The following is a 26,630-nucleotide window of genomic DNA, read 5'->3' on the forward strand; positions in this document are numbered from 1 at the left end:
TGAATGGGTCAACGCAAGGGCAGATAGGCCGTGGCCTCCACCTCGATCAGAATGTCCGGCGTGGGCAACATGCCCGTCACCTCGACCACCGTGGAAGCCGGTGATTCGCCAGGAAAAAACAGCTTGCGTACACGGCTGTACTGCGGAAACTGGTCCAGATTGCGGAAGTACTGCACCAGCTTGAAGACATCCGACATCTGGCCGCCGGCGGCCTCCACCGTCTGACGAATGCGGTCCAGCACCCACCAGCTCTGTGCCAGGATGGGGCCCTCCTTGATATCGGTGCTGAATTCACCGGTACGCCCGATCAGCGCCGCCGCTTCAGCAGGAATGTCGGCATAGCCACGCACGATGCGATTGGCCCCCGGGTCCACGGCGATCACGCCCGACAGGAACACCAGATCGCCCGCCCGCCGCCAGGCCGCATAACGTGCCAGGGGCTGGGCAATGCCTGTGGTATCTGTGCTCATGCAACGCTCCGTTCAATGCAGGCTGTGAACCAGGCAGCCAGCGGCTCTCCGTTGCTGACGCGCCCCTCGCGCATCACCACACGGCGGTGGCTGCGGGATGGAAAGCCGCTGATGCCGGACTGAGGAAGGATCACCAGATCGGCTGTCGAGCCTGGCTGCAGCGGCATACGGCCGACACCATGACCCAGCCAATCGCGGCGACAGACGCTGTCGCTCCACTCGTCGAAGGCCGAAGTCAGCTGCGCGGCCGCCACTGCGGTACTGAGCGCCTCCAGCGGATCGAAACTGCCCAGCGGGCAGAAGGGGTCCTGCACGTTGTCGCTGGAGATCATCAGCGGTATGCCGCGCGCCCTGGCCTCCTTGACCAGCGTCAGGCCTCGCTGCCGCGGCGTGACACCGGTTTGCGCGTCCTGCAGCAGCAGGTTCGTCACCGGCAGGCTGACCATGGTGATGGGAGTGCTGGCCACGGCATCCAGCGTGCGCAGCGCCTGCTCCAGCGGTTGCGCCGCCAGCGCGCAGGTATGGCCACAGACCACACGGCCTTCGAAGCGCAGTTCCTTGAGCAGCGCGGCCGTGGTGGCCAGTCCCTGGGCTGCGGGGTTGAGTTCCTCATCCACATGCAGGTCCACGTCCAGGCCGTGCTGCTGCGCAGCCTCAAGCAGATTGCACAAGGCCTGCGGGCTCCAGTTGGTGGAATGGACAAAGCCGCCGAGCAAGGCCCCCGCGCCACTGAGCGCCACCTGCTTGGCCAGACGCATCGCCACACCGCGCTCCTCATACAGATGCAGGGGAATCAGGCTGACGCGCTCGAGCAGCACACGCCCGGCCCATTCCTGCGCCAGCTCGCGCAGCACTTCCCAGGCCACGGGCACCGAGTCCGGCTCCCACCAGTCGCAATGGCTGCGTGCATGCGAAACACCGGCTTCATAGGCCCATTGCAGGCCCTGGCCCGCACGACGGCGCACATCGGCCGCCGTCCAGTTCTGCTTGTCCTCCATCATCGCCTCTATCGCTGCCAGCAGGCCCGGCTTCACGGGTCCCATGCGCTCCAGCGTGAACGCCTTGTCCAGATGCAGATGTGCGTCCACCATGGTCGGCAGCACCAGCGCTCCTTGCAGATCCCATACCTGGGAGCCAAAGCTGCGCGGCAGGCCAGGAGCTTCGTCGGCTATGGCAGCAATGCGCCCGTTGGCGATTTCCAGGCGCGACAACGGCATCTCGCTGCGCTGTCCCAGGGCCGCGAGCAACCAGTGCGGCAGCCGTGCATTGCAGAGAGTCAGATGTGAGGACATGGAGAGCTCTCCTAGGCAAAGCGGCGCATGGCCCGGCCGACATGGGCCTTGAAGGACTGCAGCCGAGATGGCGTGGCCACGTTCATGTGGTAGCAGGCGTGATAGTCGATACGCGCCTTGCCGCCCGTGAGAATGCGCAGATAGCGCGTGATGCATTTGCGCGGAGGATCGCCCATGAACAGCGCGGTCCAGCGGGGACGCCCATAAGTCACCACCGCCGCAATGCGCTTGAGATGGGTCAGCGCCGGTTTGACGTGCTGCGGATCGCTGATGTCGAAGGCCACACCGGGCATCAGCACGCGATCGAAGAACCCCTTGAGCATGGCCGGCAGACCGAAACACCAGGTCGGGAAGCAGAAGACCACTGCCTCGGCCCACAGCAGGCGGTCCACATAGCGCTGCACGGGCAGCCGGTTCTGCGGCACCTCGTGATAGCCCAGGCGCTCCTCGCGGGACATCACGGGATTGAAGCCTTCCGCGTACAGGTCGCAGTCATCGACCTCATGCCCGGCGCCGCGCAACTGCTGTACCACCTCGGCATGCAATGCGGCCTGATAGCTGGTTTCCACGGGATGGGAAAAGATCACAAGCACTCGCATGTCGACCCTTCAAAGATCCAGGGTCAGAGCTGCGCCGCGATTGCGTGCGCAGCACAAAGCCACATGCGTGCTGCGCTCCTCATCGGTCAGGCAGCGGTCATGGTGTTCGGGATCACCGGCCGTCCAGCGCGTGACGCAAGTGCCGCAAATGCCTTGCTCGCACACCGTCTCTATGGCCACACCGGCCAGTTGCAGCACATCGGTAATGCGCTCTGCGGGCTCCACCGGCAAGCGCAATCCATGACGCAGCAATACCAGCTCAAAGCCTTGTTCTACGGGCGTTTCCAGAGTATCCGGGGCAGTGTTGGGCATGATTGACCATCCGATTTGATCGACTGGTCAAATCTAAGCAAACGGTGTGCCAGAACACGCCAGGGAGAGCTAGCCGCCTGCGGCCCGGCGACCTGCACCAGGCTTGCGCAGACCGTCTTCAAATTGGTGCCAGACCACAGCTCAACAGCACGGAAGTGGTGAGCTCCCGGGCAATATGCTCGCGATCCAGCGGCTGGTCGTCGGCACACTCCAGCATGACCCTGGCCTGCACCGCATAGTCCGCATAGTGCTGGGTCATGCCCCAGATCTGCATCAGCAGCACGCGTGCATCGAGGCTGCGCATGCGGCCCTGCGCGATCCAGGCGTTGATCAGATCCACCTTCTGCGCCGTGGAACTCAGCGCGACAGGCCAGTATTGATGCAGACGCAAGCCCCCTCCCAGCACCTCGTTGGTGAAGATGCGCGACAGGGCCGGATTGTCCAGCGCATAGTCCAGCTTGCGCCGCACATAGTTGCCGATGATCTGCGCCGGATCGTCGAGTGCCGGATCGAACGCAAAAGCCGCAGACCAGGCCTCCAGCAGCGCATAGAGCAGCTCGTCATACAAGGCCTGTTTGCTCTCGATGTAGTAATGCAGCTGGGGCTTGGTCAGGCCGGCTCTTTCCGCAATCGCCTGCGTGGATGCGCCCTTGAAGCCGTGGCTGCTGAACTCCGCAATCGCCGCATCGCGGATGGCTTGCAGAATCTGCTCTCGGGTGCGGCGGGCAACAGGCGTGGAATCGGTCATGGCAGCAGGCTGTGAAACGGATCTTGAACTGACGGAATGCGGCTTCATCAATGCACGGCAAAGCGCAGCAGATACTCGTAGCTGTTCTCGGTGGTCCTGGGATCGCCATGCACAGGCTGACGCAGTATGGCCTGCAGCGTATTGCTGCCGACAGCTGGCGTCATGCTCGCCTGACCCTGCGCGTCCGTCATCGTGGGAGAACCGTTCTCTCCCCAGGACAGTCTGACGCCAGGCTGCGGCTTGCCATGCAGCAACACCTGCAGCCTGAACGGCTGACCGGCATGGGGAGACTGCCCCTGCAGCGGCACCACCTCGAACATCTGACCCAGCGGCTTTTGCATGACAGCCCCCCAGCGCACCACGGTCTTGTGGAACTTGCGTGCATGCACGCCGCGCACGGCACCGGGGTTCTGGTCGATGGGCAAAGGCAGCATGGCGCCCTCTTTCCCCGTACTGCTGAAATAGCCGTTATCGAGTTCCACAGCAATCAGCGCCGCCCTGGCATCGGGCTTGATGCGTATGCCGCCCTGCATATTCTGCACGGCGCTGGGCACTTCACGGCCGCGCAGGTCATAGGCGTGTACACGCTGCAGCTTGGCCGGATCGAAGGCCTCTGTCCGGCCTTCATGACCGCCAAACTGCATGACATAGCCGCCCTGCGCATCGGGCTCCAGCCAGACGTTATGGGCAGAAGCCGGGTGGGCGCAGAGCAGCCAGGCAGCGGCCGTGGTGCACAGAATGCGGGCGATGATGTGGTGACGTGTCCTGCAAACAGACATGGAAGCTCCGAAAAATCACAAGGAAAACTGCAGGCCCAGCTGCACGCTGCGCGGCGCGCCGGGCGCGACCAGACGCTGGCCGGCAATCATGGTGGTGGTACTGGCATAGCGGGTGTTGGCGGCGTTGCGCAGCCACAGGCTCAGGCTGGCATTGCGCGCCAGGCTTGCGGGCAAGCGGTATTGCAGGCCCAGGTCCAGCCAGCGATAGCTGCCTGCCCATTCGGTATTGCCGGTGTTGATGGGCGCGCGGCCCACATGGCGCAGCAATCCATGCACGGTGACATCGCTGCGCGGCATCCAACGTGCATGCAAGGTGCTGGTGTACTCGGGCACGGCCACCACACGCCGGCCCAGCAATGCGCCATTCGCGTTCTGCGTGACTTCGGAGCGATTGTGGCCATAAGCCCATTCCACATGCCAGTTGCGACTGGGCAGCCAGTGCAGCTGCAGCTCGGCGCCCCTGCGTACGGTCGCTCCCAGGTTTTCATACTCGCCAGGTGCTGTGTTGCGTATTTCATGGCTGGAGCTGATGCGATAGAGCGATGCATCGATCAGCCAATGGCCCGATGGCTTCCACTCCACGCCCAGCTCGCTCTGACGAAAGATATTGGCATGCAGGTCGCTGTTGCGCAGCGCGTATTTGGCAAAGTCGCTGGGCAGCGCAAAGCCTTGCGACCAGCTGGCCCGCACGGCCGTGCGGGCATTGAGCTGCGCCAATGCTCCCAGCTTGGGGCTGGCATGGCTGCGGCCCAGCATGCGATTGCATTCATCGCCACCGGCCTCCTCGCCCAGCAGACGGCAGCGGCCGTCAAAGTGGTCCCAGCGCAGGGCCGCCGTGGTCTGCAACCAGGCCGTCGGCTGCCAGCCCGCCTGGCCGTAGATCGCCGTGTTGTCGAGCCGTGTATTGCGATCATTCAATGCAGGGCCGGTGCGCCGGCGGTCGAGCAATCCATCCCAGTAGCCATAGTCGGTGGACTCGCGCACCTGCTCCAGGCCCAGCATCCAGTTCAGCTCGCGCGCCGCCAGGCGGGACTTGCCGCTGACATTCAGCCCCGCTCCCAGCACGCTGCGGTCGTAGCGCTCCTCGCGCTGCATCCAGGTGGCGCTGCGCGGGCGGGTGAACCAGCGCACAAAATCCTGCTGCGTGCCGTAGACAAAGCCCAGCAGCCGGGTATCGGCATCCAGTGCGTACTGCGCATCCAGGCGCAGCGTGCCAAAGTGCTTGTCGGCACCATCACCCACCACACGGCTGTCCTTGCCCTGGGGATTCTGCCGCCATTGGGCTTCGGTCAGATAGCCGGGCGAGTCGCCACGCGCCTCGTGCCAGCGACCGGACAGCGAGATATCGAGCTTTTCATGCACCTGGTGCTTCCAGGTAGCGCTGATGGTGCTGCGCTCAAAGCCCGAACTGGGCCGGTTTCCATCTCCGCGCGAATGCTGGGCCGCCAGATTGAGCTGATCGCCCCCCTCCAGCCCACGCCCGAGTGCGGCCTGGGCATCGAACATGCCGTGCGAACCGGCGCTGACTTCGAGCTCCGTATAGCTGCCGCTGCGCCGCGTGCGCAGCTCCAGCAATCCGGCGCGGTTGTAATTGCCCTGCATCACCGACACGGGACCGCGATAGACATTGAGCTGATCCAGCTCCAGCGGCACCACCACATTGAGATCGAAATAGCCATCGGCATGCGACATGGCTTCGTTGAGCGGGATGCCATCCAGTGTGGCGGCCACATCGCCGCCATGGCCGCCGCCGCCAAAGCCGCGCATCACCAGCCCGTTGGCCACCCCGCTGAGCTGGTAGTGATTGACATGCATGCCGGGCACCAGACTCCACAGCGACTCCACTTCCTGTCTGGGCTGCTCGCGAATTTCGTCGCGCCTGAACTCGGTGACGGAAAACGCGCGCTGCGCCTCATCCAGTGCCTGCCCCTTGACCATGGCGCTCACCTGCACCTCGGGCAATGTCTTGTCACCGTCCTGAACCGTCCTTGCCCACACTGCGCCCGTACACAGGGAGACACATCCCCAGGTCAGCAAGCCCTGCCTTGCTGCAGCCTGCAAAAGCGGCATGCCTTTTCTGTTCAATAGTCCTTGATACATGCACCAGAAAAGCAAGGTCCGTGCCACGCACTGCACCGTCATCGCCCCGCAATGCACCAAGAAGTGCCCGCCACGGCATCCAGGGAACGCCATGGTGCATATCCGCAAACCAAATGCACCAACAAGGTGCAATATCACAGCAACCCAGCCGCCATCCACCAGCAACAAGGGCTTGCCATTGGCATAGCACTTGCTACATAAGAGGGCATGAAACTCCCAGCGCGCGTTCTGCCGGTGCCACCGGCTGCGCGAGCTGACTGAGGGATTGAAGACGATGGAACTGACACCGCGCGAAAAAGACAAGCTGCTGATCTTCACTGCGGCCCTGCTGGCCGAGCGGCGCATGGCCCGCGGCCTCAAGCTCAACTACCCCGAGGCCGTGGCACTGATCAGCGCCTTTGTGATGGAAGGTGCACGTGACGGCAAGACCGTGGCCCAGCTCATGAGCGAAGGCCGCAGCGTGCTGACCCGCGCCGATGTGATGGAAGGCATCCCCGAGATGATTCCCGACATCCAGATCGAGGCCACCTTCCCCGATGGCACCAAGCTCGTCACCGTGCACGAACCCATCGCCTGACTCGGCTCCGAGAATTCAGGCCTTTAGCCATCAAACCCTTACCCTTCAAGCGCAAACAGCTATGAAATTCACTAAGCTCCTTGCCACCACAGCCGCCGCTGCGACTGCACTGCCCCTGTCCGCTCTCGCCCATATGGGCTCCGATGCAGGCGGCCATCACCACTTTCTCGACAGCCTGGGCCATGCCTTTGCCCACCCGTTTACCGGCGCAGACCATCTGGCCGCCATGCTGGCCGTGGGCGCCTGGAGCGCGCTGACCATGCCCGGCCTGCGCACGGCCTGGCGTGCACCTGCGGCCTTTGTGGCCCTGCTGGTGGCAGGTGCCGTGGCCGGCTTTGCCGGCCTGTGGGTGCCGGGCGTGGAGCCCATGATTGCCGCATCCGTGCTGGTGCTGGGCCTGCTGGTGCTGGTTCAGCAACGAATGCCCTGGGCCGCCGCCGCCTCCCTGGCTGCCGTGTTTGCCTTCTTCCATGGCGCTGCACACGGCTTTGAGCTGGCCGGAGACAGCGGCCTGGCTGCCGTCGGCGCGCTGGTGGGCATTGCACTGGGCTCGGCCACACTGCATATCGCAGGCATGGTGCTCGGTCATGCCCTCATGCAGCGCCACCAGTGGGTGGCCCGGTTCGGCGGTGCAGCCACCGCCGCGCTCGGCGCTTTCATGCTGACGAAACTGGCGTGACATGAAACACCCCGGCACAGCGCAGCACAAGGCCTTTGCGCAAGGAGACGAAAGATGATCCCCGGCGAACTGATTCTTGACGAGGGCAGCCATGCACTCAACCCCGGCCGCCGCACGCTCACGCTGGTGGTGAAAAATGCCAGCGACAGGCCGATTCAGGTCGGCTCGCACTACCACTTCGCCGAAACCAATGCAGGTCTGGATTTCGACCGCGCCGCCGCCCACGGCATGCGCCTGAATATTGCCAGCGGCATGGCCGTGCGCTTCGAACCAGGGCAGCAGCGCACGGTGGAGCTGGTCGAGATCGGCGGCGAGCGTCAGATCTATGGCTTTCGCGGTCTGGTCCAGGGTGCATTACCCGCAAATATCAGGGACTGACCGGCCATGCTGATGCTGTTTGCTTCTGCTTTTGTGCTGGGCCTGGTGTTCAATGCTGCGCCCGGCGCGGTGTTTGCAGAAACCGTGCGCCAAGGTGTGCGCGGGGGCTATCGCCCTGCGCTGGCGGTGCAGTTGGGCTCCCTGGTGGGCGATGCGAGCTGGGCCTTGCTGGGCCTGGCCGGCATTGGTCTGGTCATGCAGGTCGACGCCTTGCGCTGGCCGGTTGGTCTGGCGGGCGCCGCCTACCTGCTCTGGCTGTCCTGGGACAGCTGGAAGGCCGGGCGTACCGAACACCGGCTCGATGTCTCGGCCACCGCCGCCGCAACGCAGAAGCAGGCCCTGCGCCGCGGCATGGCCCTGTCGCTGACCAACCCGCAGAACCTGGCCTACTGGGCCGCCATGGGCAGCGCCCTCGGGGCAGTGGGAGTGACCCAGCCCGGCGCCAGCGATTACGGGGTCTTCTTCGCGGGATTCATGACTTCGTCCCTGCTCTGGAGCTTTGTCTGCGCAGCCTTGGTGGACCGGCTTTTCCGCCGCGCTGCCGCGCACTGGAGCCGTTTTACCTACCGCTGCTGCGCTGCACTGCTGCTGGCCCTGGCACTGGGCACATTGCGCGACCTGCTCGGCACAAGCCCCGCCGCCCTGCCAACCACAGCCCAGCAGCAGCCCCTGCGCTGAACACCTGAATCGGAGAATCCTCAATGGCCACCATGGACCGACGAGCCTACGCAGAAACCTTTGGCCCCACCGTGGGCGACCGCCTGCGCCTGGCGGACACCGAGCTCATCGTCGAGGTCGAAAAAGACTACACCCTGGCCGCTGGCGGCTATGGTGAGGAAGTGAAGTTCGGCGGCGGCAAGACCATCCGCGACGGCATGGCGCAAAGCCAGCGCACACGCGACGGGACGGGAACCGGCCCCGACGCAGGCGGTGCGGTCGATACCGTGCTGACCAACGCACTGATCCTGGACCACTGGGGCATCGTCAAGGCCGACATCGGCCTCAGGGACGGCCGTATCGTGGCCATAGGCAAGGCCGGCAACCCCGACACCCAGCCAGGTGTGAACATCATCATCGGCCCGGGCACGGAGATCATCTCCTGCGAAGGCCATATCGTCACCGCAGGCGGCATCGACACCCATATCCATTTCATTGCCCCACAGCAGATCGAGGAAGCACTGACCAGCGGCGTGACCACCATGATCGGCGGCGGCACCGGCCCGGCCACCGGCACCTTCGCCACCACCTGCACGCCAGGCCCCTGGCATATGGAACGCATGCTGCAGGCCGCCGACGCTTTCCCCATGAATCTGGGTTTTCTGGGCAAGGGCAATGCCAGCCTGCCCGGCGGCCTGCACGAGCAGATCAGTGCCGGCGCCATCGGCCTCAAGCTGCACGAGGACTGGGGCAGCACGCCGGCAGCGATCAGCAACTGCCTGGATGTGGCCGAGGACACCGACACCCAGGTCGCCATCCACACCGACACGCTCAACGAGTCCGGCTTTGTGGAGGACACCGTGGCCGCATTCAAGGGCCGCACCATTCACACCTTCCACACCGAAGGTGCGGGCGGTGGCCATGCGCCCGACATTCTGAAAGTGGTGGGCGAGGCCAATGTGCTGCCCAGCTCCACCAACCCCACGCGCCCCTACACCATCAACACGCTGGACGAGCATGTGGACATGCTCATGGTCTGCCACCACCTGGACGCCGGCATTGCCGAAGACCTGGCCTTTGCCGAAAGCCGCATCCGCAAGGAAACGATTGCGGCAGAGGACATCCTGCACGACATCGGCGCGATCAGCATGTTCAGCTCCGACAGCCAGGCCATGGGCCGCGTGGGCGAGGTCATACTGCGCACCTGGCAGACCGCGCACAAGATGAAGCTGCAGCGCGGCGCCCTGAGCGGCGACGGCGCGCGCAACGACAACTTCCGTGTCAAGCGCTATATCGCCAAATACACCATCAACCCCGCGATTGCCCATGGCATCAGCCACGAGGTGGGCAGCATCGAAGTGGGCAAGTGGGCGGATATCGTGATCTGGAAGCCGGCCTTCTTTGGCGTCAAGCCGTTCTGCATCCTCAAGGGCGGCAGCATCGCCATGGCGGCCATGGGCGATCCGAATGCCTCCATTCCCACGCCTCAGCCCGTGCATTACCGCCCCATGTTTGCAAGCTTTGGCGGGGCGGTTGCCAGAACTTCGCTGACCTTTGTCTCCCAGGCAGGGCTTGCCGCCGGTATCGGCCAGCGCTTCGGGTTGCACAAGACCCTGTCGGCGGTCAAGGGCATACGCACTGTGAAGAAGCAGCACATGATCCACAACGATCTGGCGCCGCATATGGAGGTGGATGCCCAGACCTATGCCGTGCGCGCCAATGGCGATCTGCTGACCTGCGAGCCCGCGGTCAGCCTGCCCATGGCACAGCGCTACTTTCTGTTCTGAGCGGTGTTGAGCTGAAACTCCGTATCCGGATGCTGCATGCCCTTGCCCTCAAGCCAGGCCAGCCAGTCGCTGACGGCGAGCTGCGGCGCAGCGCTCACGGTGGCGGGCAAGGCCTCGTACACCAGCAAGGTGATGAACTGCTGACCGCCCTGGGTCAGCATCACGGGCAGGGTCAGAATGCGCTTGGCGTATTCGCCCAGGTCTTCGGGCCACAGGCCTTCGATGCGGTCCATGGCCTGCTCCAGTGCATGGTCCATGGGGTAGACCTCGGCCAGCACGGCCTGCGTGCCTTGCAGGCTCAGGCCCGGGTACCAGCCCAGGTCATGCAAGGTGCCGGTCAGCTGGGTCCTGCCGACACAGGCGATGCCCGGCTGGAGCCTGGAAATATCGTTGATGCCACCGGCGCGCAACGTGCCATACACCGCCACATAGGCTGCGCCACAGCCCTGCCAGTCCGCTGGCGCATCATGCAAAGAGGTCGGGGCTGCCATTTCTGCCGAAGTTTCCAAAAGAGTTGTCATCTTGCTCGAACCGTCAAAAGCACTGGTATGCGCAGCACATGCAACATGCGCGCCAATCTGGTTCTGTCCTTTTATTTCATTGTGAATTCACCATGCTGACTGCCAACAAACTGCTGCTCCAGGGCCAGGGCCTTTCCGCCGTCATCCTCAAACGCTCTGCGTCCGTGGAACTGGACTGGGACGTGCGTCAGAAGAGCCGCTTTGCTGCCACCGACAGCCAGGGTCGCGAGCTGGCCGTCTTTTTGCCACGCGGCCAGGCCGTGCGCGGCGGCGATGTCTTGGTGGCCGAAGACGGCAGCCTGATCCGCGTGCTGGCTGCACCGCAAAAAGTGCTGCACATCACGGCCTGCGCCGAGCATGGCACGCCGTTTGACCTGATGCGCGCGGCCTACCATCTGGGCAACCGCCATGTGCCGATCGAGCTGCAGCCCGACCATTTGAAGATCGAACCCGACCATGTGCTGGCCGATATGCTGCGCAGCATGCATATGACGGTAGTCGAAGCCGATTTGCCCTTTGAACCCGAAGGGGGCGCCTATGGCGGCCATGTGACCAATGACGGCCACAGCCACCATCATCATGGCCATGGACACTCGCATGACCACGCCCACTGAACCACTGCTGGCTCTTGGCGCGCAGAGCTTTCTGCAGCTGATGTGGCTGGCCTCGCCGGCGCTGCCCATCGGCGGTTTTTCCTATTCGGAAGGGCTAGAAGCGGCCATCAATGCAGCACTGGTCACAACGGAGGCAGAGGCCGCCGGCTGGCTGGTGCAGCAGTTGCATCTGACCCAGTCGCGCGGCGACATGGCGGTGATTGCGCAGGCCATGCCGGCGTGGAAAAGCGCGGATCTGGCGCGCATTGCCAGCCTCAACCAGTGGGTCAGAGTCACACGTGAAACCAGCGAGCTGCGCCTGCAGACCGAGCAGATGGGGCGCTCGCTGACCGAGTGGCTGAAAAACCGCTATGCCGATGACACCATCCCGCTGGCCTCCGTCCACTGGCTGGCCGCGCAGGATGCGAGCTACCCGGTCGCCTTCTCGTTGGCGGCCCAATGCACCGGTGCCACGCCGCGTGATGCGCTGCTGGCCTATGCCTTTGGCTGGGCCGAGAACATGGTTCAGGCCGCCATCAAGGCCGTTCCCCTGGGCCAGAGCGCCGGCCAGCGCATCCTGGCGCGACTGACTTCAGAGATTCCCGCCGCCGTCGAATACGCGCTGGCGTTGCCGGACAACGCAAGACAGGCTTTCTCGCCCATGCTGGCCATTCTCTCGGCCCAGCATGAACACCAGTATTCTCGACTTTTCCGTAGCTGAACCTCCATCCGCCATGTCTGCACTGTTTGCCGCCACGCCCCGGCCACCGTACTACGCCGCCATCTTCACTTCCTTGCGCAGCCCGGCGGACCAAGGCTATGGCGAGATGGCCGATCGCATGGCACAGCTGGCCAGCCTGCAGGCCGGCTATCTGGGCGCCGAAAGCAGCCGCGATGCCCAGGGCTTCGGCATCACCGTGTCTTACTGGGAAAGCGAGCAGGCCATCCATGAATGGAAGCACAACGCCGAGCACCAGATCGCCCAGGAAAAAGGTCACACCACCTGGTACCAGCACTTCGAGCTGCGCATTGCCAAGGTGGAGCGTGCCTATGGCAAGACCCGCTGATCGCAACCCTCTCATTCCCGAAAGAACTCACCATGTCGACCGCACTGCACCATATCCCCAACCGAACCAAGAAGCTGCCTCCGCTGCGCGTGGGCATAGGCGGGCCCGTGGGCTCGGGCAAGACCACGATTCTGGAGATGCTCTGCAAGGCCATGCGCGGCAAATGGGACCTGGTCGCCATCACCAACGACATCTACACCAAGGAGGACCAGCGCCTGCTGACCATCAGCGGCGCCCTGTCCGCCGAGCGCATCATGGGTGTGGAAACCGGCGGCTGCCCGCATACGGCGATCCGCGAGGACGCCTCCATCAACCTGGAGGCCATTGACCGCATGCTCAAGGACTTCCCCGATGCCGACATCGTCTTCATCGAATCGGGTGGCGACAACCTGGCTGCCACCTTCAGCCCCGAGCTGTCGGATCTGACCATCTACGTGATCGACGTGGCAGCAGGCGAGAAGATTCCGCGCAAGGGCGGCCCCGGCATCACCAAGAGCGATCTCTTCGTCATCAACAAGACCGACCTGGCTCCCCATGTCGGCGCCAATCTGGACATCATGCGCAGCGACACCATCAAGCAGCGCACCACGCCCAAGGGTCTCAAGCCCTTTGTGATGACCAACCTCAAGACGCTGGAAGGTCTGGACGAGGTGGTGACCTTCATAGAGAAACAGGGTCTGCTGGCGGCCTGAACACTTCCTTCAGGACGAAAAAAAGCCGCCTGGAGCGGCGGCTGTTTCTCGAACCAGTGCGTGATTACTGGTTGGCCAGATCCAGATGGAACTCGCGAGCTTCTTGGATGAATTCGATCAGGGAGTTGATAGCTTGGCGCATGATGAACTTTCTATGAAATCAAGAGATGCACTTCAAGCGATGGACAACACGCATCTCATGTGCTGTCGTTCGCGGGTTTAACCTTAAGGGTTAACCCTTGGCGCTAAGTATAAACCACTATCTGCATTTTTGCAAAGCCCGTCCTGTGCAAAGGTCGTCAGACTCGCCAGTGCATTGACTCGAAGTGCTTGCCCACGCAGTTGCAAGGCCTGTGCAGATCAATATTCGCGAGATTCCTGCATCAAAATTGCCGCGGTACGCTGTACTTTTCACCAGTACGTCACCGAATTTGCCCGCCGACTGCTACGCTATGGCCTGTTGACAATATTTGTGGCGGGCTCACAACTCCCGCAGTCGGAAAGTGGAAATGGCGCGAGATTGTGGTTTGCAGCAGATGGGCGGGCTTGCGTCCCATCGGATGAATGCCGACATCCAGCCCGGCCAATATGCCGCGCCCGCCTTCCACCGCAGCGGAGCGCGCGCATGACCTCCACGCCGACCGGCCCGAGCACGCCCGCCGCCTGGCATATCACCACCATGAACCCCGCAGAAGCGCCCTGGCATCTGCTGCTGCTGGCCGATCCCTCGCGCGAGCGCGTCAAGCGCTATCTGCCCGGCTCCACCTGCTTTGCAGCGCGCCAGACGGAACAGTTCACGCCCAGCGGCCTCGGGGCCTTGATCGGCGTATGCGTGCTGATCCCCGAGGGCGACGGCCTTCACCGATGGGAGCTGATGAATATGGCCGTGTCCACGGCTTGGCAGAGCAAGGGCATAGGCTCGGCCCTGCTGCTACGAGCCATCCGCGAAATGCGTGAACGCGGCGTGCAGCAGCTGGATGTGGGAACCGGCAGCTTTGGCGACCAGCTGCTGTTCTATCAACGCCTGGGTTTTCGCGTCACCGACATCGAGCGCGACTTCTTTTTGCAGAACTACACCACCCCGCTGTGGGAGCGCGGCGTGCAGCACAAGGACATGCTCAGGCTGACACTGGATCTCTGAAAGCATGGGCGGCCGGCCCAAGATCCGGAAGGCCGGGTGCCTGAAAAGAACAAAGAACAAGAGGCGCCGCGGCGCCTCTTGTTCATCCAGCCTCGTCCTTTCGGCCTCAGGCCGTCTTGAGGCGACGCGCGCGCACGGCGGCGGCCAGTTGCTCCAGCACCGGGGTGGTCTGCTCCATGCTGATGCAGGCATCGGTGAGCGAAACGCCGTATTGCAGCTCTTCACCCTCCACGATGTCCTGACGGCCTTCGTGAATATGGCTTTCGATCATCACGCCGGTGATGCGCGTGTCGCCCCCGGCAATCTGCCGGGCCACATCCGCCGATACATCGATCTGGCGGCGATGCTGCTTGCTGCTGTTGGCATGCGAGAAATCGATCATCACCTGCGGGTGCAGACCGGCTTTTTCCAGCACTTCGCACGCAGCCTGGACATGGGCTGCGTCGTAGTTGGGAGCCTTGCCGCCGCGCAGGATGATGTGGCAGTCCTGATTGCCACGTGTCTCGAAGATCGCGCTCTGGCCCATCTTGGTCATGCCCATGAACGCATGCGAAGACTGGGCGGCCAAAATGGCATCGCTGGCCACCTTCACGCCGCCATCGGTGCCGTTCTTGAAGCCCACGGGGCAGCTCAGACCGCTGGCCAGCTGGCGATGGCTCTGGCTCTCCGTGGTCCGCGCGCCAATCGCGCCCCAGCTGACCAGGTCGCTGATGAACTGAGGCGACAGCAGATCCAGGAATTCCGTGCCGGCAGGTAGACCCAGCGCCAGCACATCGAGAAGCAGGCGGCGTGCCAGCTCCAGCCCTTCGTTGACGGCAAAGCTGCCGTCGCGGTACGGATCGTTGATATAGCCCTTCCAGCCCACTGTGGTGCGCGGCTTCTCGAAGTAGACCCGCATCACGATCAGCAGATCGTCCTTGAGCGCATCGGCCTGGACCTTGAGCTGGCGCGCGTAATCCATGGCCTGATCGTGATCGTGAATGGAGCAGGGTCCGACCACCACCACCAGCCGGTCATCCTGGCCATGCAACACGCGCGAGATGGCTGCACGGCTGGTTTCGACCAGCTGCTGCGCCTCTTCGGTCACGGGCAGCCACTCTTCCAGCAGTGCCGGAGTCAGCAGCGGGCGCACGATCTTGATGCGCGTGTCGTCAATGCGGGTCTTGTCCAGCGTGGTCAGTTTGGGCTGGGCCTTGCGGGCCGAAGCTGCGCCGGGATGCAGGGGCGTCGTGGAGGATGTCATCCCGCTATTGTCGCGCCATGCGCTTCACCCCACGCGTTCGTCCCCCGTCGTCATTCACAAGGAACTGCAGCGCCGGCCGGGACGAAGCCCGGGCATTCATTCCGCCGACAGCTTCATCAGCACCAGACCGCTGACGATCAGGACAGCCGCTCCCACGCGCATGGCGCTGAGCTGCTCGCCCAGCACCGTGACGCCCACCAGGAATGCACCCACGGCGCCGATACCGGTCCAGATCGTATACGCCGTCCCCAGAGGCAGACTGCGCATGGCCACCGACAACAGGCCAAAGCTGGCGATCATGGCCACGATGGTGATGGCGCTGTATTTGAGGTTGGTGAAACCATGGGACTGCTTCATGGTGAAGGCCCAGACCACTTCCAGAACGCCAGCCACCAGCAGATAAACCCAAGCCATAGAAAACCTCTTTGAAGATCGAATGGCCAGGCCGTCCCGGCAGGAATACAGGCCATGCATAGCATGGCCCGGCAAGGTCGTCCCTGCGGCATGAATCCTAATCCGCATGCACAAATCCAGGCCAGCCATGGGTGGTTCGGCCGCCACAACCATGGCCCGGTGTCTCGTTGGCTCCGGCCGGCAATGCCTGCGGATTCCATGGGGCAGTGCAAGGTTTGACGGACAGCGACGGACTTCGCGGGCCCGATGCCGGCAGAAGCGGCGTCCTGGACTTCTGGATGCCCCGGGGCGCAACACAGGCGGTGCGCAGCTCCTGCTGACCCGCGAGGACTGCGCCATTCAGGGACAGCGCTGATGCAAGGCAATGACACACTGGACGGCATGTGCCATGCCCACCCATTGCCATCATGCTTTCAGGACTGAACCACCTCACTCTGGCCGTCGCGGACCTGCCACTCAGCGTGGACTTCTATGTCCGCGTGCTGGGCTTGCGTCTGCGCGCTCAGTGGGATCAAGGTGCCTATCTGGCACTCGGCGATCTGTGGCTGTGCCTGTCGTCAGACAAACAGCGAAGCCAGGCCCGCAGCGCTGACTACACCCACTACGCATTCACCCTTGCTCAGCAGGACTTCGCGCACTTTGTGGAGCATGCCAGGTCATGCGGTGTCCGGGAGTGGAAGAGCAACCGCAGCGAAGGCGATTCCTTCTACTTTCTGGACCCGGACGGCCACCAGCTCGAAGTCCATGTCGGCTCGCTGGAAAGCCGCCTGGCGCAATGCCGCTTGCGGCCTTATGCGGGCATGCGGTTTTTCGACTGACTACGCCTCAAGCGCAGCGATTTCCTCTTCCATCACCACCACATTGCCCACCGTCGCACCATAGTGCGTTGCCACGCGCTTGCGCTGCTTGAGCACGGCCCTGTCCTTGCTGACCAGCAAGGCCTTGTGCAGGCTGGCCAGATCAAGGAAATGCTGGTCATCGGGATCGGTGCAGGTAAAGCGGATCTTGGGTGCTTCAGGCACGTATTCAACGGCCTCATCAAACGCCGCCATCACGCCTTCGGGCGTCTTGCCATAGTAGCTGACGCGCGGTGCAATCTGGCTGTAGTGCAGCACGCGCCCCAGCTCGATGCGCTGGGCCTCATCGGCAATCCAGCGCACCTCGCCACGGGCGACCAGATCGCGGATGACGGGGATGTCCGGGTCGTCAAAGATCAGCATGTCCAGCACCACATTGGTGTCCAGAATCATGGGACGCGGCAAGGGGCCGTCGTAGCCGGCGTTGCAGTCCGGCCAGCGCAGAGGCGCGATCTTCATTGGGCTCGGCCTTCCGGAGCATCGCCATCAGCGGCTTTGCGCGGCTTGGTCGATCCCTTGATCATGTCGAAGCGGAACAGACGGCACTCGATGGGGCCGTTCCACATGGGTGTGCGGCGCGACTCCTTGAGGCGCATCTTGCTGGGCAGCTTGAGGTCGGGCGTCAGCATCCAGGCGCTCCAGCCGCTGTAGTTCCTCTTCCAGTGGCTGGCCAGCTGGTTGAAGAATTCGCCGCCGTCCTCGGTCTGCGCGGTTTCGCGGCCTGCGCGTTCGACCTGGCCCATGCGCTCTGCGGCATTGCGGCCGGAGGCGCCAGCCGCGGCAATACGCTCGCCATAGGGCGGGTTCAGGATCATCATGCCGGGCTGCTCGCTGGGCGGCATGCGCTGCAGCGCATCACCGCCGCGCAGGCTGACCGAATCGGCAACGCCGGCGCGCTCGGCATTGCGCTGGGCAAAGTCCACCATGCGGAAGGCGATGTCCGAGCCGTAAATGCCCACGGGAGACTCGGGCAGGATGGCAGCCTCGGCCTCGTCCAGCATGGCTTCCCAGACATGGCGCTGGAATGGGATCAGCTTCTCGAACGCAAAGCGACGCAGAATGCCGGCCGGAATCCTGCGCGCGATCTGGGCGGCCTCGATCACCAGGGTACCGCTGCCGCAGCAGGGGTCGTACAGCGGCTGGGGATCGTCGCCATGCGGGTTCCAGCCCGAGGCTGCAATCATGGCTGCGGCCAGGGTTTCCTTGAGCGGGGCATCGCCCTTGTCTTCGCGCCAGCCGCGCTTGAACAGTGCCTCGCCCGAGGTGTCGATATAGATGGTCGCGCCGTCGGTCGTCAGGTGCAGATGCACGCGCACATCGGGGTGATGGGTCTCCACGCTGGGGCGCACGCCGTTGCGCTTGGCGCGAAAACGGTCGGCGATCGCGTCCTTGACCTTGAGCGCCGCGAAGTTCAGGCTGGTCAGCGGGCTGTGCTGGGCAGTGACTTCGATCTTGAAGGTTTCCTTGGGCGTGAACCAGATCTCCCAGGCCACCTCGCTGGCGGCGCGGTACAGATCGTTCTCGCTGCGGTACATGGTGTGGGACAGCTCGATCAGCACGCGCTGAGCCAGGCGGCTGTGCAGATTGAGCAGCATGGCATCGCGCCACATGCCGCGCAGCATGACGCCGCCCCGGCCCACGAGCAGATCCTGCCCGCTGGCGCCGGTGATGGCGTGGACCTCGTCGGCCAGAAAGCCCTCGACGCCGGCGGCGCAGGGCAGAAACAAATGCAGTTGGTTCATAGAAATCAGTGCGCGCCAGCAACGGCGCAGGCGCCGGACGCTCACGGGAGCCTGTTGTGCGCTTTACAGGGCATAAGCATACGCGCTAGGCCTTTTCCGGTGCCCGCGCACGACAAGCGTTGCTCTACAGATGCATCCAGGGCCCCAGGCATGATGCCAGACCGAGGAGCAATGACGACATGGAAGAAATCAGCTGGAACGACTTTATGAAGGTGGAACTGCGCGTGGGCCGCGTGCTGCAGGCCGAGGTCTTTGCCGAGGCCCGCAAACCCGCCTACAAGCTGCTGGTGGACCTGGGGCCCGAGCTGGGCCAGCGCAAGTCCAGCGCGCAGATCACCGAGCATTACCAGCCCGAGGAGCTGATAGGGCGGCTGGTGGTGGCCGTGGTCAACTTTCCGAAGAAGCAGATTGGGCCCTTGATGAGCGAATGTCTTGTGACCGGTTTTCACGATGCCACGGGAGCCGTGGCCCTGTGCGTGCCCGACAAGGAGGTGCCACTGGGCACACGCCTGCTGTGATCGGCATATTCAGATTTCAGATGCAAAATGGCCGCCAGCCATTCTCCTGCCTACGGATACTGCTATGAATATCAGCTTCAACCCGCTGGTGCGCGTGCGCACCGTCACCGCCTTCGTCAACCTGAGCGCCGATAAGGCACAGTGGCAGGCCGGCCTGACCCAGGCCAAGCAGCAATGCGATGCCGTGGCCGATGCCATCGAGGCGCTGGGCTACCAGGTACAGTCCATCCGCATTGTGAGCAACCCGTTCGGCGAATACCTGGACGTCTGCCGCATCGACAGCGCCCTCGCCGGCCTGCAGCACATTGCCGAAACGCTCAAGACCATCAACACCGGCAAACGCCGCATCCGCTTTGCCGTGGGCGAAGCGCGCAATGCTCAGGAAGTGGCCCTGCTGCCGCAGCTGATTGCCGCCTATGGCGACCTGTGCAACGCCTGTGTGAACATCGATCTGGATGAACATGGCTTCCTGCAAACCGGCTTGCTGGCCCACAGCGTGCAGGCCATCCAGCAAATCGCGCGCACCACGCCACGCGGCGAAGGCAACTTCAACTTCACGGTCAACTTCAACTGCGCACCCGGCATCCCCTATTTCCCGGCCAGCTACCACCGCGGCCAGCACCACGGCGCCCTGGTGCTGGGTCTGGAAACGCCAGACCTTATGGTGGCTGAATTGAAGGCGCTGCAGCAGCAGCGCCTGCAACTCGATCACGCCGCGTGGTTCAGGCTCGCCTTCGAGCGCCTGAGCCAGACCCTGAACGAGCACGCCGGCGCCATACAGCGCTGCGCCGACGGCGTGACGCTGGCCGAGGGCTGGCACATCGCGGGCATGGACACCTCGGCCGCGCCGTCCAAGTCCTGCGCCTCCATGGCCGATGTCTACCAACTGTTGGGCGTGCCATATTTCGGTGCCAGCGGCACGGTGGAAGCCTCGGCCCTGCTGACCCGCGTCTTCAAATCGGTCAGCGGCGTGACGCAGATCGGCTTCAGCGGCCTGATGCTGGCCGTGACCGAGGACCAGGGACTGGCCCAGGCCAGCCTCGACGAGGAGTTCGATATCCGCGCCCTGCTGACCTACAGCAGCGTCTGCGGCATCGGCCTCGATACCGTGCCCGTGCCGGGCGACAGCAGCGCCGAGCAGATCGCCGCCGTCATGCGCGATACGGGCACCATGGCTTTTCGCCTCAACAAGCCGCTGACGGTGCGCCTGTTCCCCGTTCCCGGGCTCAAAGCCGGCGACAAAACGGCCTTCGAGAGCGCGGATCTGTGCAACTGCGCCGTGCTGGCCCTGCCCTGAATATCGATTCGGACCTGCTGCCGCGCCTGACAGCCAAGTGCCGGCAGCTATGGCTTTTGATATTCCCCTACCCTGGTTCTGTTTGACCTGCCCCCATGGTGGCAGCCGGGGTGCCCCCGGTAAAATTGATCCTTATGGCAAAAATTATCGTTCTGGCACTGGTGCTGCTCTTCTTTGGCTGCGGGCTGTATATGCATCTGCGCGGCAAGGTGCGCCACAAGGTGGTCAAGCAATTGTTTGACCACTCCACGTTCACGGCGCCGTTCAATGTCTTCATGCTGATGTTCAGCAAGGTGCCGCGCACGCCCTATCTGCCCACCAGCACCTTCCCCGAACTGGCACCGCTGCAGGCCAACTGGCGTGAAATCCGCGAGGAAGCCGTCAATCTGCAAAAGAACATGCAGATCAAGGCCGCCGCCAACAACGATGACGCAGGCTTCAACTCCTTCTTCAAGACCGGCTGGAAGCGCTTCTACCTCAAGTGGTACGGCGATGCCCACCCTTCGGCCATGGAGCTGTGCCCCAAGACCACGGCCCTGGTGAAATCGATTCCCAGCGTCAAGGCCGCCATGTTTGCCGAGCTGCCGCCCGGCGCCAAGCTCAATCTGCACCGCGACCCCTATGCGGGCTCGCTGCGCTATCACCTGGCCGTGCTGGCCCCCAATGACGACCGCTGCATGATCGAGGTCGACGGCAAGCCCTATAGCTGGCGCGAAGGCGAAGGCGTGATCTTCGACGAGACCTATATGCACTGGGCCGAGAACCGCTCGGAAGGCAACCGCATCGTGCTGTTCTGCGATGTGGAACGCCCCATGACCAATGGCTTTGCGCAATGGCTCAATCACTGGCTGGGCAAGAACGTGGTGGCCGCCGCCAGCTCGCCCAACAACGAAGGCGATCCGCGCGGCATGATCAGCAAGCTGTTCAAGATCTCGTTCTATGCGGGCAAGTACCGCCGCGCCTTCCGCGACTGGAATCCGACCTTCTACAAGATCCTCAAGTTCGGACTGATGATCGGCGTGCTGGTCTGGTTTATCTGGTGGCTGATACCAAACTAGGCCGCCCCATCAAAAAAGCCGCTGATGCATTGCACAGCGGCTTTTTTGTTGCCCAACGCAATCCTTCGAGAGGATAGATAGGACTATCCAAGCCATAAACCACCTCCGGTCACGGAAATCAGATACAGCGGCAGACAAATCACGACACGCCTTTTGGCTTGACCTGCGCATAGTGACTTTCGGCATTTGGTGGTAATAATTCGCGGCACCGTTTCTAAAATATCGGATGGGATTGGCATTCCACATCCAGCCGAGGGAGCTTTCGATGTCGAGTTCAATCTGTGGCGTTGCCCTGTGTGGCGTAGTGTGCCTGAGCCTGCTTGCAGGTTGCGGCGGGGGCGTGAATGACAGTCCTGTTACCGATAGCCCAGGCAGCAGCAACCCAGACAACACTGGCCCGCCCCCAAACCCGGCCGAGACATCCAGCAGCTTTGCCCAGCAATGCTCTCCCGACAACATCCTGGCCGATACCCTGCTACGCAACGCTACGCTGGACACGGAAAAGCGCTGGCTGCGCACCTACTTTGATGAAGCCTATCTGTGGCGCGAAGAGGTCCCAGCTGTAGACCCTGGCGCAGCCAGCTTCAGCAGCGGCTACTACTACACCGACCTGAGCAATTACTTTGATGCACTGCTGACGCCTGCCATTACCGAATCCGGTGCCCGGCGCGACCAGTTCAGCTTTATGTATCCCACGCAGCTATGGCAATCGGTCTCCGAAAACGCCACTGCGCCCAGTCACGGCATCGAGTGGCGAATGGCCAGCCCCACACCGCCACGGGGCCTGCGCATCGCCTATATCGAGCCCGGCAGCCCAGCCGATGTGGCGGGTTTTAAGCGTGGCGACACCCTGGTCTCGATCGATGACGTCTCCGCCGATGCGCCCGATGCCGATGGGGTGGATGTGCTCAATGCCGGATTGTTCCCTGAGATATTGGGCGTCACGCACAACTTCATCCTGCAGCGCGGCGGCGCACAACTGCCCGTGCAAAGTCTGACCAGCACCAATATCACCAACACCCCGGTGCCGCAATCGCGAGTGCTCACGCTAAACAGCGGTGCGCGTGCTGGCTACATCGTCTTCAATGACCATGTGCTGCCCGCCGAAGGTCAGCTGGTCACCGCCATTTCCAATCTGCGCAACCAGAACGTGAGCGATTTAGTGCTGGATCTGCGCTACAACGGCGGTGGTTTTCTGTTCATCGCTGCAGAGCTGGCAACCATGATTGCGGGCAGCACGCAAACGGCTGGCAAGACTTTCGAGACGCTGCAATACAACGCACGCCGCAGCGCAGAAACGCAGGTGACGCCGTTTTATGGCAGCTCCTGCTTTCCCATCAACAACGAATGCAGCAATATTCAGCCCTTGCCCACACTCAACCTGAAGCGGGTGTATGTCCTAGCGCAATCGGGCACGTGCTCGGCCAGTGAGGCACTGATCAATGGCCTGCGCGGTGTGGATGTGGAAGTCATCCTGATTGGAGGCACGACCTGCGGCAAGCCTTATGGTTTTACGGCCAAGGACAACTGCGGCATCAGTTACTTCCCTATCGAGTTTGCCGGTATCAACGCCAAAGGCTTTGGCGACTACGCCGACGGTTTTACACCGGGCAATGGTCCAACACAGCGCTATGTGCCCGGTTGCAGCGTGCCCGATGATTTAGACCATGCACTGGGTGACCCGCAGGAAGGCATGCTGGCTGCCGCCATGAACCATATCAGCACGGGCTTGTGCCCCGCTCAGCCTTTTGCTGCCACAGCCCGCAAGCGCAGTGTCAGCCCTGATCCGAATGCTGCGCCTCTTACGCTCCGGCGCAACCCGGCACGCAACAACCGCCTGCTGCTGCCGCACTAAGTCTTAGAGCGCCTTGCGCAGCGTGGTCGTCGGTATCTTGAGCTGCTCGCGGTATTTGGCGACAGTGCGGCGCGCACACTCAATGCCCTGCTCCCTGAGCATGTCGGCCAGCTTGGCGTCCGACAGCGGCTTTCTGGCATCTTCGGCATCGACAAACTGTTTGATCAGCGCACGTACGGCCGTGCTGGAGGCACTGCCGCCGGTTTCCGTGCCCAGGCCCGAACCGAAGAAATACTTGAGCTCGAAAGTACCTTGGGGCGTGGCCATGTACTTGGCCGTGGTCACGCGGCTGATGGTGGACTCGTGCAGGCCCAGCGTGTCGGCGATATCGCGCAGTACGAGCGGGCGCATGGCCAGCTCGCCATGCACAAAGAAGTTCTTCTGCCGCTCCACGATGGCTTCGGAAACACGCAAGATGGTGTCGAAGCGCTGCTGGATGTTCTTGATGAACCAGCGCGCCTCCTGCAGCTGCTGCTGCAGCGCCGCATGACCGTCGCTGTTCTTGTGGCGACGCAGCACTCCGGCATAGATGTCGTGCACGCGCAGACGCGGCATGACCTCGGGGTTGAGCTGCACGGAAAAGTCTGCCCTGCCCGAGCCGGCCCGCACCGGGCGCACGATGACATCGGGCACCACGATATGGCGCTCCACGTCGACAAAGCGGCGCCCCGGACGCGGCTCCAGCCTGGCGATCAGGGCCATGGCCTCGCGCAGCTGTTCCTCGCGCGCGCCGCACAGGCTGGTGAGCTTGCGCAGATCGCGCCGCGCCAGCAAGTCCATGGGCTGCGCGCAGATGGCCTGCGCCAGCAGCAGCCGGTTCATATGCGCCTCGGTCGTGCCCTCGTCCTCGGCCGTGCGGATCAGGTCGCGCAGCTGCAGCTGCAGGCACTCGGCCAGATCGCGCGCGCCCACGCCCACCGGCTCCAGGCTTTGCAGCAGCTTCAGCGCAATGGCAAAGTGCTGCTCCAGCTCCTCGCGCTCTTCCAGATCGTCGCCGGCCAGGCTCTGCGCCAGCTCCTGCAGGGAATCCTCGAGATAGCCGTCGTCGCTGAGCGACTCGATGAGAAAGCGCAGCGCCGCCGTGTCTGCCGCGCCCAGATGCAGGCTCAGCGCCTGACGATGGAGAAAGTCGGTCAGGCTCTGGTGCTCGCGCGCCAGATCGATGGCATCGGTTTCGTCATCGCCATCGCGGTTGCGCGTGGAGCTGCTGGCCGAGGGCGTATCCCACTCGCTGCTGGATTCGCCGCCCCATTCGCCGTCCTGGCCGTCCATGCCGTCGGCCTCCCAGTTCAGGGTTTCCGGGGTTTCGGGGCTCGGTGCTTCCGCTACTGTTTCAGTAGCTAATTGCGCTTGCGATGCTTCTTTTTCAGCATGAATACTATCTGAAGTACTGTATTCACTGGCGCTACTAGCTACATCTAAAGGAGCATCTCCCGCAGTTTCGGCCTCATCGCCCGCACGCTCCAGAAAAGGGTTGTCGACCAGCATCTGCTCGACTTCCTGCGCCAGCTCCAGAGTGGAGAGCTGCAGCAGCTGAATGGATTGCTGCAGCTGCGGCGTCAGTGATAAATGCTGCGAAACGCGTAGCGAGAGACCTGGCTTCATCGAGGCGCGGCTCCCAGACAATCATTGCAAACGCGCGCAGTGCTATGGGTTTGCCGCCGGGCTGCCCCAGGGCAAACCCCGGCGCAGACGGCCAGGGCCCCTTCTGGGGGCAGCGACCATACAAAGTGAGGGAGCGTGGGGGTCATCACATTCTGAAATGTTCGCCCAGATAGACGCGGCGCACATCGGCGTTCTCCACGATCTCCTCGGGCGTGCCTTCGGCCAGCACATGGCCGTCGCTGATGATGAAAGCGTGGTCGCAGATGCCCAGCGTCTCGCGCACATTGTGGTCGGTAATCAGCACGCCGATGCCGCGCTCCTTGAGGAAGCCGATGATGCGCTGGATCTCGATCACCGCAATCGGGTCGATACCGGCAAACGGCTCGTCAAGCAGGATGAAGCGCGGCTGCGTGGCCAGGGCACGTGCGATTTCCACGCGCCGGCGTTCACCGCCGGACAGCGCCAGCGCCGGCGACTGGCGCAGATGCTCGACGCGCAGCTCCTGCAGCAGGCCCGTGAGGCGCTTTTCGATCTCGCCCTGCGTCAGCGCCTTGCCCTGCTCGTCCTTTTGCAGCTCCAGCACGGCGCGCACATTGTCTTCCACGCTGAGCTTGCGAAAGATGGAGGCTTCCTGGGGCAGATAGGACAGGCCCAGGCGCGAGCGCTGGTGAATCGGCATGCCGCCCACCGGCTGGCCGTCGATGAAGATCTCGCCGCCATCGCTGCGTACCAAGCCCACGATCATGTAGAACGATGTGGTCTTGCCCGCACCGTTGGGGCCGAGCAGACCGACCACCTCGCCTTTTTGCACGGACAGCGATACATCCTTGACCACCTTGCGGCTGCCATAGGACTTGGCCAGATGCTTGGCCTCCAGGCGGCTGTCGGACTCGCCGCTGCGGCTGCTGGAGAAGGTCGGCTCGCTCATTTCTTCTCGTCGGCTTTCTCGCCGCCCAGCGTCATGCTCGGGCGCAGCTGGGTGGCAGGTGTGGCGAGCTTGGGCTGTGCGCCCGGCGTACCGTCCTTGGGCGCCATGATGGCGCGCACGCGACCGCCCTGGCCCACGGAGGAGCTAGGCAGGCCGCCGCTGGTCTTCTGACCATCGACGGTATAGACGTCGGTGATGTTGTTGTAGACGATGATGGAGCCCGTGACCTGGTCGCTGAGCTGGCCACCACGGTAGCGGCGCATCTCGCCACGGCGGATGAACTTGACGATATCGGCCTTGCCGTCGTATTCGATGACTTCGCCTTCGCCTTCGATGAACTCTTCGGGCTGGCCGGCCAGGGTGTCGCGCTTCTGACGGAAGAAGGCACGCTTGCCGGGTTCGGCCTTGATCACCCCGTACTGATAGCCCTCGGCATCCTGACGCACATCAAGCTGGGCGCCGCGCAGCACGATGGAGCCCTTGGTCATCACCACATTGCCGGTGAAGACGCTGGTCTGCTGCAGCTCGTCGTGACGAAGCGCATCCGCCTCGATATTCATGGGCTTGGCGCTGTCGGCCTTTTCGGCATGGACCATGCCGGTCGCTGCTGCCAGGGCGCAGGCCAGCGCAAGAGGTAGGAGTGTTTTTTTCATGGAAGGCACGTTTCTTGCATCCATTGTAGTCATTCCCTTTTTGCAACTTGCGTAAAAACCACCCACAA

At 63.2% G+C, this 26,630-nt stretch carries 29 protein-coding genes and 1 pseudogene; 15 read left to right on the forward strand and 15 right to left on the reverse strand.

Annotated elements, in window-relative coordinates; genetic code table 11:
- Positions 1-8: 8 nt before the first annotated feature.
- From FSY59_RS15160 to FSY59_RS15190, 7 genes are all read right to left on the reverse strand, one after another.
- Positions 9-470, reverse strand: a complete 462-nt coding sequence (locus FSY59_RS15160) for a RidA family protein (RefSeq protein ID WP_003080988.1) — start codon at positions 468-470, stop codon at positions 9-11.
- Complete coding sequence (locus tag FSY59_RS15165; protein ID WP_148729236.1) at positions 467-1,762, reverse strand: amidohydrolase family protein; 1,296 nt, start codon at positions 1,760-1,762, stop codon at positions 467-469. Before FSY59_RS15165 ends, FSY59_RS15160 begins: the two co-directional genes overlap by 4 nt.
- An 11-nt stretch (positions 1,763-1,773) precedes the next feature.
- Positions 1,774-2,361, reverse strand: coding sequence for an NAD(P)H-dependent oxidoreductase (locus FSY59_RS15170; RefSeq protein ID WP_003060627.1), 588 nt, complete (start codon positions 2,359-2,361; stop codon positions 1,774-1,776).
- 9 nt (positions 2,362-2,370) lie between these two features.
- Positions 2,371-2,673 carry a 2Fe-2S iron-sulfur cluster binding domain-containing protein gene (locus FSY59_RS15175; RefSeq protein WP_148729237.1) on the reverse strand — a complete coding sequence of 101 codons (303 nt, stop codon included), beginning with the start codon at positions 2,671-2,673 and terminating at the stop codon, positions 2,371-2,373.
- Positions 2,674-2,791: 118 nt separating this feature from the next.
- Positions 2,792-3,421 carry a TetR family transcriptional regulator C-terminal domain-containing protein gene (locus FSY59_RS15180; protein WP_003060623.1) on the reverse strand — a complete coding sequence of 210 codons (630 nt, stop codon included), beginning with the start codon at positions 3,419-3,421 and terminating at the stop codon, positions 2,792-2,794.
- A 47-nt stretch (positions 3,422-3,468) separates the two neighbouring features.
- Positions 3,469-4,200 (reverse strand): DUF4198 domain-containing protein, encoded by a 732-nt coding sequence (locus FSY59_RS15185; RefSeq protein WP_148729238.1) that lies wholly within the window; start codon positions 4,198-4,200, stop codon positions 3,469-3,471.
- A 15-nt stretch (positions 4,201-4,215) separates the two neighbouring features.
- Positions 4,216-6,270, reverse strand: coding sequence for a TonB-dependent receptor (locus FSY59_RS15190; protein WP_255439480.1), 2,055 nt, complete (start codon positions 6,268-6,270; stop codon positions 4,216-4,218).
- Positions 6,271-6,574: 304 nt separating this feature from the next.
- Here FSY59_RS15190 and FSY59_RS15195 point away from each other — a divergent pair, with 304 nt between their 5' ends.
- The 5 genes from FSY59_RS15195 to ureC all read left to right on the forward strand — a co-directional run bounded on the left by FSY59_RS15195 (position 6,575) and on the right by ureC (position 10,378).
- Positions 6,575-6,877 (forward strand): urease subunit gamma, encoded by a 303-nt coding sequence (locus FSY59_RS15195; RefSeq protein WP_003060617.1) that lies wholly within the window; start codon positions 6,575-6,577, stop codon positions 6,875-6,877.
- A 61-nt stretch (positions 6,878-6,938) separates the two neighbouring features.
- Positions 6,939-7,556 (forward strand): HupE/UreJ family protein, encoded by a 618-nt coding sequence (locus FSY59_RS15200; RefSeq protein WP_003060615.1) that lies wholly within the window; start codon positions 6,939-6,941, stop codon positions 7,554-7,556.
- Between the two features lie 54 nt (positions 7,557-7,610).
- Positions 7,611-7,934, forward strand: coding sequence for an urease subunit beta (locus FSY59_RS15205; RefSeq protein ID WP_003060614.1), 324 nt, complete (start codon positions 7,611-7,613; stop codon positions 7,932-7,934).
- A 6-nt stretch (positions 7,935-7,940) separates the two neighbouring features.
- On the forward strand, positions 7,941-8,612 hold the full coding sequence (locus FSY59_RS15210; RefSeq protein ID WP_003060612.1) for a LysE family transporter: 672 nt from the start codon (positions 7,941-7,943) through the stop codon (positions 8,610-8,612).
- A gap of 23 nt (positions 8,613-8,635) precedes the next feature.
- Entirely contained in the window at positions 8,636-10,378 is a 1,743-nt protein-coding gene (gene ureC, locus FSY59_RS15215; protein WP_003060610.1) for an urease subunit alpha, read from the forward strand.
- Here the strand turns inward: ureC and FSY59_RS15220 are convergent.
- Entirely contained in the window at positions 10,363-10,869 is a 507-nt protein-coding gene (locus tag FSY59_RS15220; protein WP_148729239.1) for a gamma-glutamylcyclotransferase, read from the reverse strand. The genes ureC and FSY59_RS15220 overlap by 16 nt on opposite strands.
- A 122-nt stretch (positions 10,870-10,991) precedes the next feature.
- Between FSY59_RS15220 and ureE the strand changes: the two are divergent.
- From ureE to FSY59_RS15245, 5 genes and pseudogenes are all read left to right on the forward strand, one after another.
- Positions 10,992-11,510, forward strand: a pseudogene (gene ureE, locus FSY59_RS15225) (urease accessory protein UreE); the annotation flags it as partial.
- A complete protein-coding gene (locus tag FSY59_RS15230; RefSeq protein ID WP_187427923.1) occupies positions 11,497-12,213 on the forward strand; it encodes an urease accessory protein UreF in 717 nt (238 codons plus the stop codon). The pseudogene ureE and the gene FSY59_RS15230, both read left to right, overlap by 14 nt.
- A gap of 13 nt (positions 12,214-12,226) precedes the next feature.
- Entirely contained in the window at positions 12,227-12,559 is a 333-nt protein-coding gene (locus FSY59_RS15235) for an antibiotic biosynthesis monooxygenase (protein ID WP_043375666.1), read from the forward strand.
- Positions 12,560-12,591: 32 nt separating this feature from the next.
- Positions 12,592-13,251, forward strand: coding sequence for an urease accessory protein UreG (gene ureG / locus FSY59_RS15240; RefSeq protein WP_003060601.1), 660 nt, complete (start codon positions 12,592-12,594; stop codon positions 13,249-13,251).
- Positions 13,252-13,876: 625 nt separating this feature from the next.
- On the forward strand, positions 13,877-14,392 hold the full coding sequence (locus FSY59_RS15245) for an N-acetyltransferase (RefSeq protein WP_003060599.1): 516 nt from the start codon (positions 13,877-13,879) through the stop codon (positions 14,390-14,392).
- Positions 14,393-14,498: 106 nt separating this feature from the next.
- Here FSY59_RS15245 and FSY59_RS15250 read toward each other — a convergent pair whose 3' ends face one another.
- Entirely contained in the window at positions 14,499-15,635 is a 1,137-nt protein-coding gene (locus FSY59_RS15250) for a 3-deoxy-7-phosphoheptulonate synthase (RefSeq protein WP_003060596.1), read from the reverse strand.
- A 96-nt stretch (positions 15,636-15,731) separates the two neighbouring features.
- Positions 15,732-16,049, reverse strand: coding sequence for a multidrug efflux SMR transporter (locus FSY59_RS15255; protein WP_003060594.1), 318 nt, complete (start codon positions 16,047-16,049; stop codon positions 15,732-15,734).
- A 407-nt stretch (positions 16,050-16,456) separates the two neighbouring features.
- Here FSY59_RS15255 and fos point away from each other — a divergent pair, with 407 nt between their 5' ends.
- Complete coding sequence (gene fos, locus FSY59_RS15260; protein WP_003060592.1) at positions 16,457-16,867, forward strand: fosfomycin resistance glutathione transferase; 411 nt, start codon at positions 16,457-16,459, stop codon at positions 16,865-16,867.
- On the opposite strand, the gene FSY59_RS15265 is transcribed toward fos, so the two are convergent.
- Both FSY59_RS15265 and FSY59_RS15270 read right to left on the reverse strand, forming a co-directional pair.
- Entirely contained in the window at positions 16,868-17,365 is a 498-nt protein-coding gene (locus FSY59_RS15265) for a putative toxin-antitoxin system toxin component, PIN family (RefSeq protein ID WP_003060589.1), read from the reverse strand. It abuts the gene before it with no gap.
- Complete coding sequence (locus tag FSY59_RS15270) at positions 17,362-18,648, reverse strand: class I SAM-dependent RNA methyltransferase (protein WP_003060586.1); 1,287 nt, start codon at positions 18,646-18,648, stop codon at positions 17,362-17,364. The genes FSY59_RS15265 and FSY59_RS15270 overlap by 4 nt, the downstream gene beginning before the upstream one ends.
- A 179-nt stretch (positions 18,649-18,827) precedes the next feature.
- On the opposite strand from FSY59_RS15270, the gene FSY59_RS15275 reads away from it, so the two are divergent.
- From FSY59_RS15275 to FSY59_RS15290, 4 genes are all read left to right on the forward strand, one after another.
- Positions 18,828-19,166: a tRNA-binding protein gene (locus FSY59_RS15275; RefSeq protein ID WP_003060580.1), complete on the forward strand. Its 339-nt coding sequence runs from the start codon at positions 18,828-18,830 to the stop codon at positions 19,164-19,166.
- 64 nt (positions 19,167-19,230) lie between these two features.
- Positions 19,231-20,463 carry a DUF711 family protein gene (locus FSY59_RS15280; RefSeq protein ID WP_148729241.1) on the forward strand — a complete coding sequence of 411 codons (1,233 nt, stop codon included), beginning with the start codon at positions 19,231-19,233 and terminating at the stop codon, positions 20,461-20,463.
- A gap of 134 nt (positions 20,464-20,597) precedes the next feature.
- A complete protein-coding gene (locus FSY59_RS15285; protein ID WP_087084401.1) occupies positions 20,598-21,521 on the forward strand; it encodes an aspartyl/asparaginyl beta-hydroxylase domain-containing protein in 924 nt (307 codons plus the stop codon).
- Positions 21,522-21,861: 340 nt separating this feature from the next.
- A complete protein-coding gene (locus FSY59_RS15290; RefSeq protein WP_255439484.1) occupies positions 21,862-23,376 on the forward strand; it encodes a S41 family peptidase in 1,515 nt (504 codons plus the stop codon).
- 3 nt (positions 23,377-23,379) lie between these two features.
- Here the strand turns inward: FSY59_RS15290 and FSY59_RS15295 are convergent, their stop codons facing one another.
- The 3 genes from FSY59_RS15295 to lptA form a co-directional block, all read right to left on the reverse strand.
- Positions 23,380-24,981: an RNA polymerase factor sigma-54 gene (locus FSY59_RS15295; RefSeq protein ID WP_148729243.1), complete on the reverse strand. Its 1,602-nt coding sequence runs from the start codon at positions 24,979-24,981 to the stop codon at positions 23,380-23,382.
- A gap of 145 nt (positions 24,982-25,126) precedes the next feature.
- The gene (gene lptB, locus FSY59_RS15300) at positions 25,127-25,909 is read right to left on the reverse strand and encodes an LPS export ABC transporter ATP-binding protein (RefSeq protein ID WP_003060565.1); all 783 of its coding nucleotides are present in this window, start codon (positions 25,907-25,909) and stop codon (positions 25,127-25,129) included.
- Entirely contained in the window at positions 25,906-26,562 is a 657-nt protein-coding gene (gene lptA, locus FSY59_RS15305) for a lipopolysaccharide transport periplasmic protein LptA (RefSeq protein ID WP_148729244.1), read from the reverse strand. The genes lptB and lptA overlap by 4 nt, the downstream gene beginning before the upstream one ends.
- Positions 26,563-26,630 lie beyond the last annotated feature (68 nt).

Origin of the sequence: Comamonas sp. Z3 (genome assembly GCF_008121565.1) — a bacterium.
Lineage (GTDB): Bacteria > Pseudomonadota > Gammaproteobacteria > Burkholderiales > Burkholderiaceae_C > Comamonas > Comamonas brasiliensis.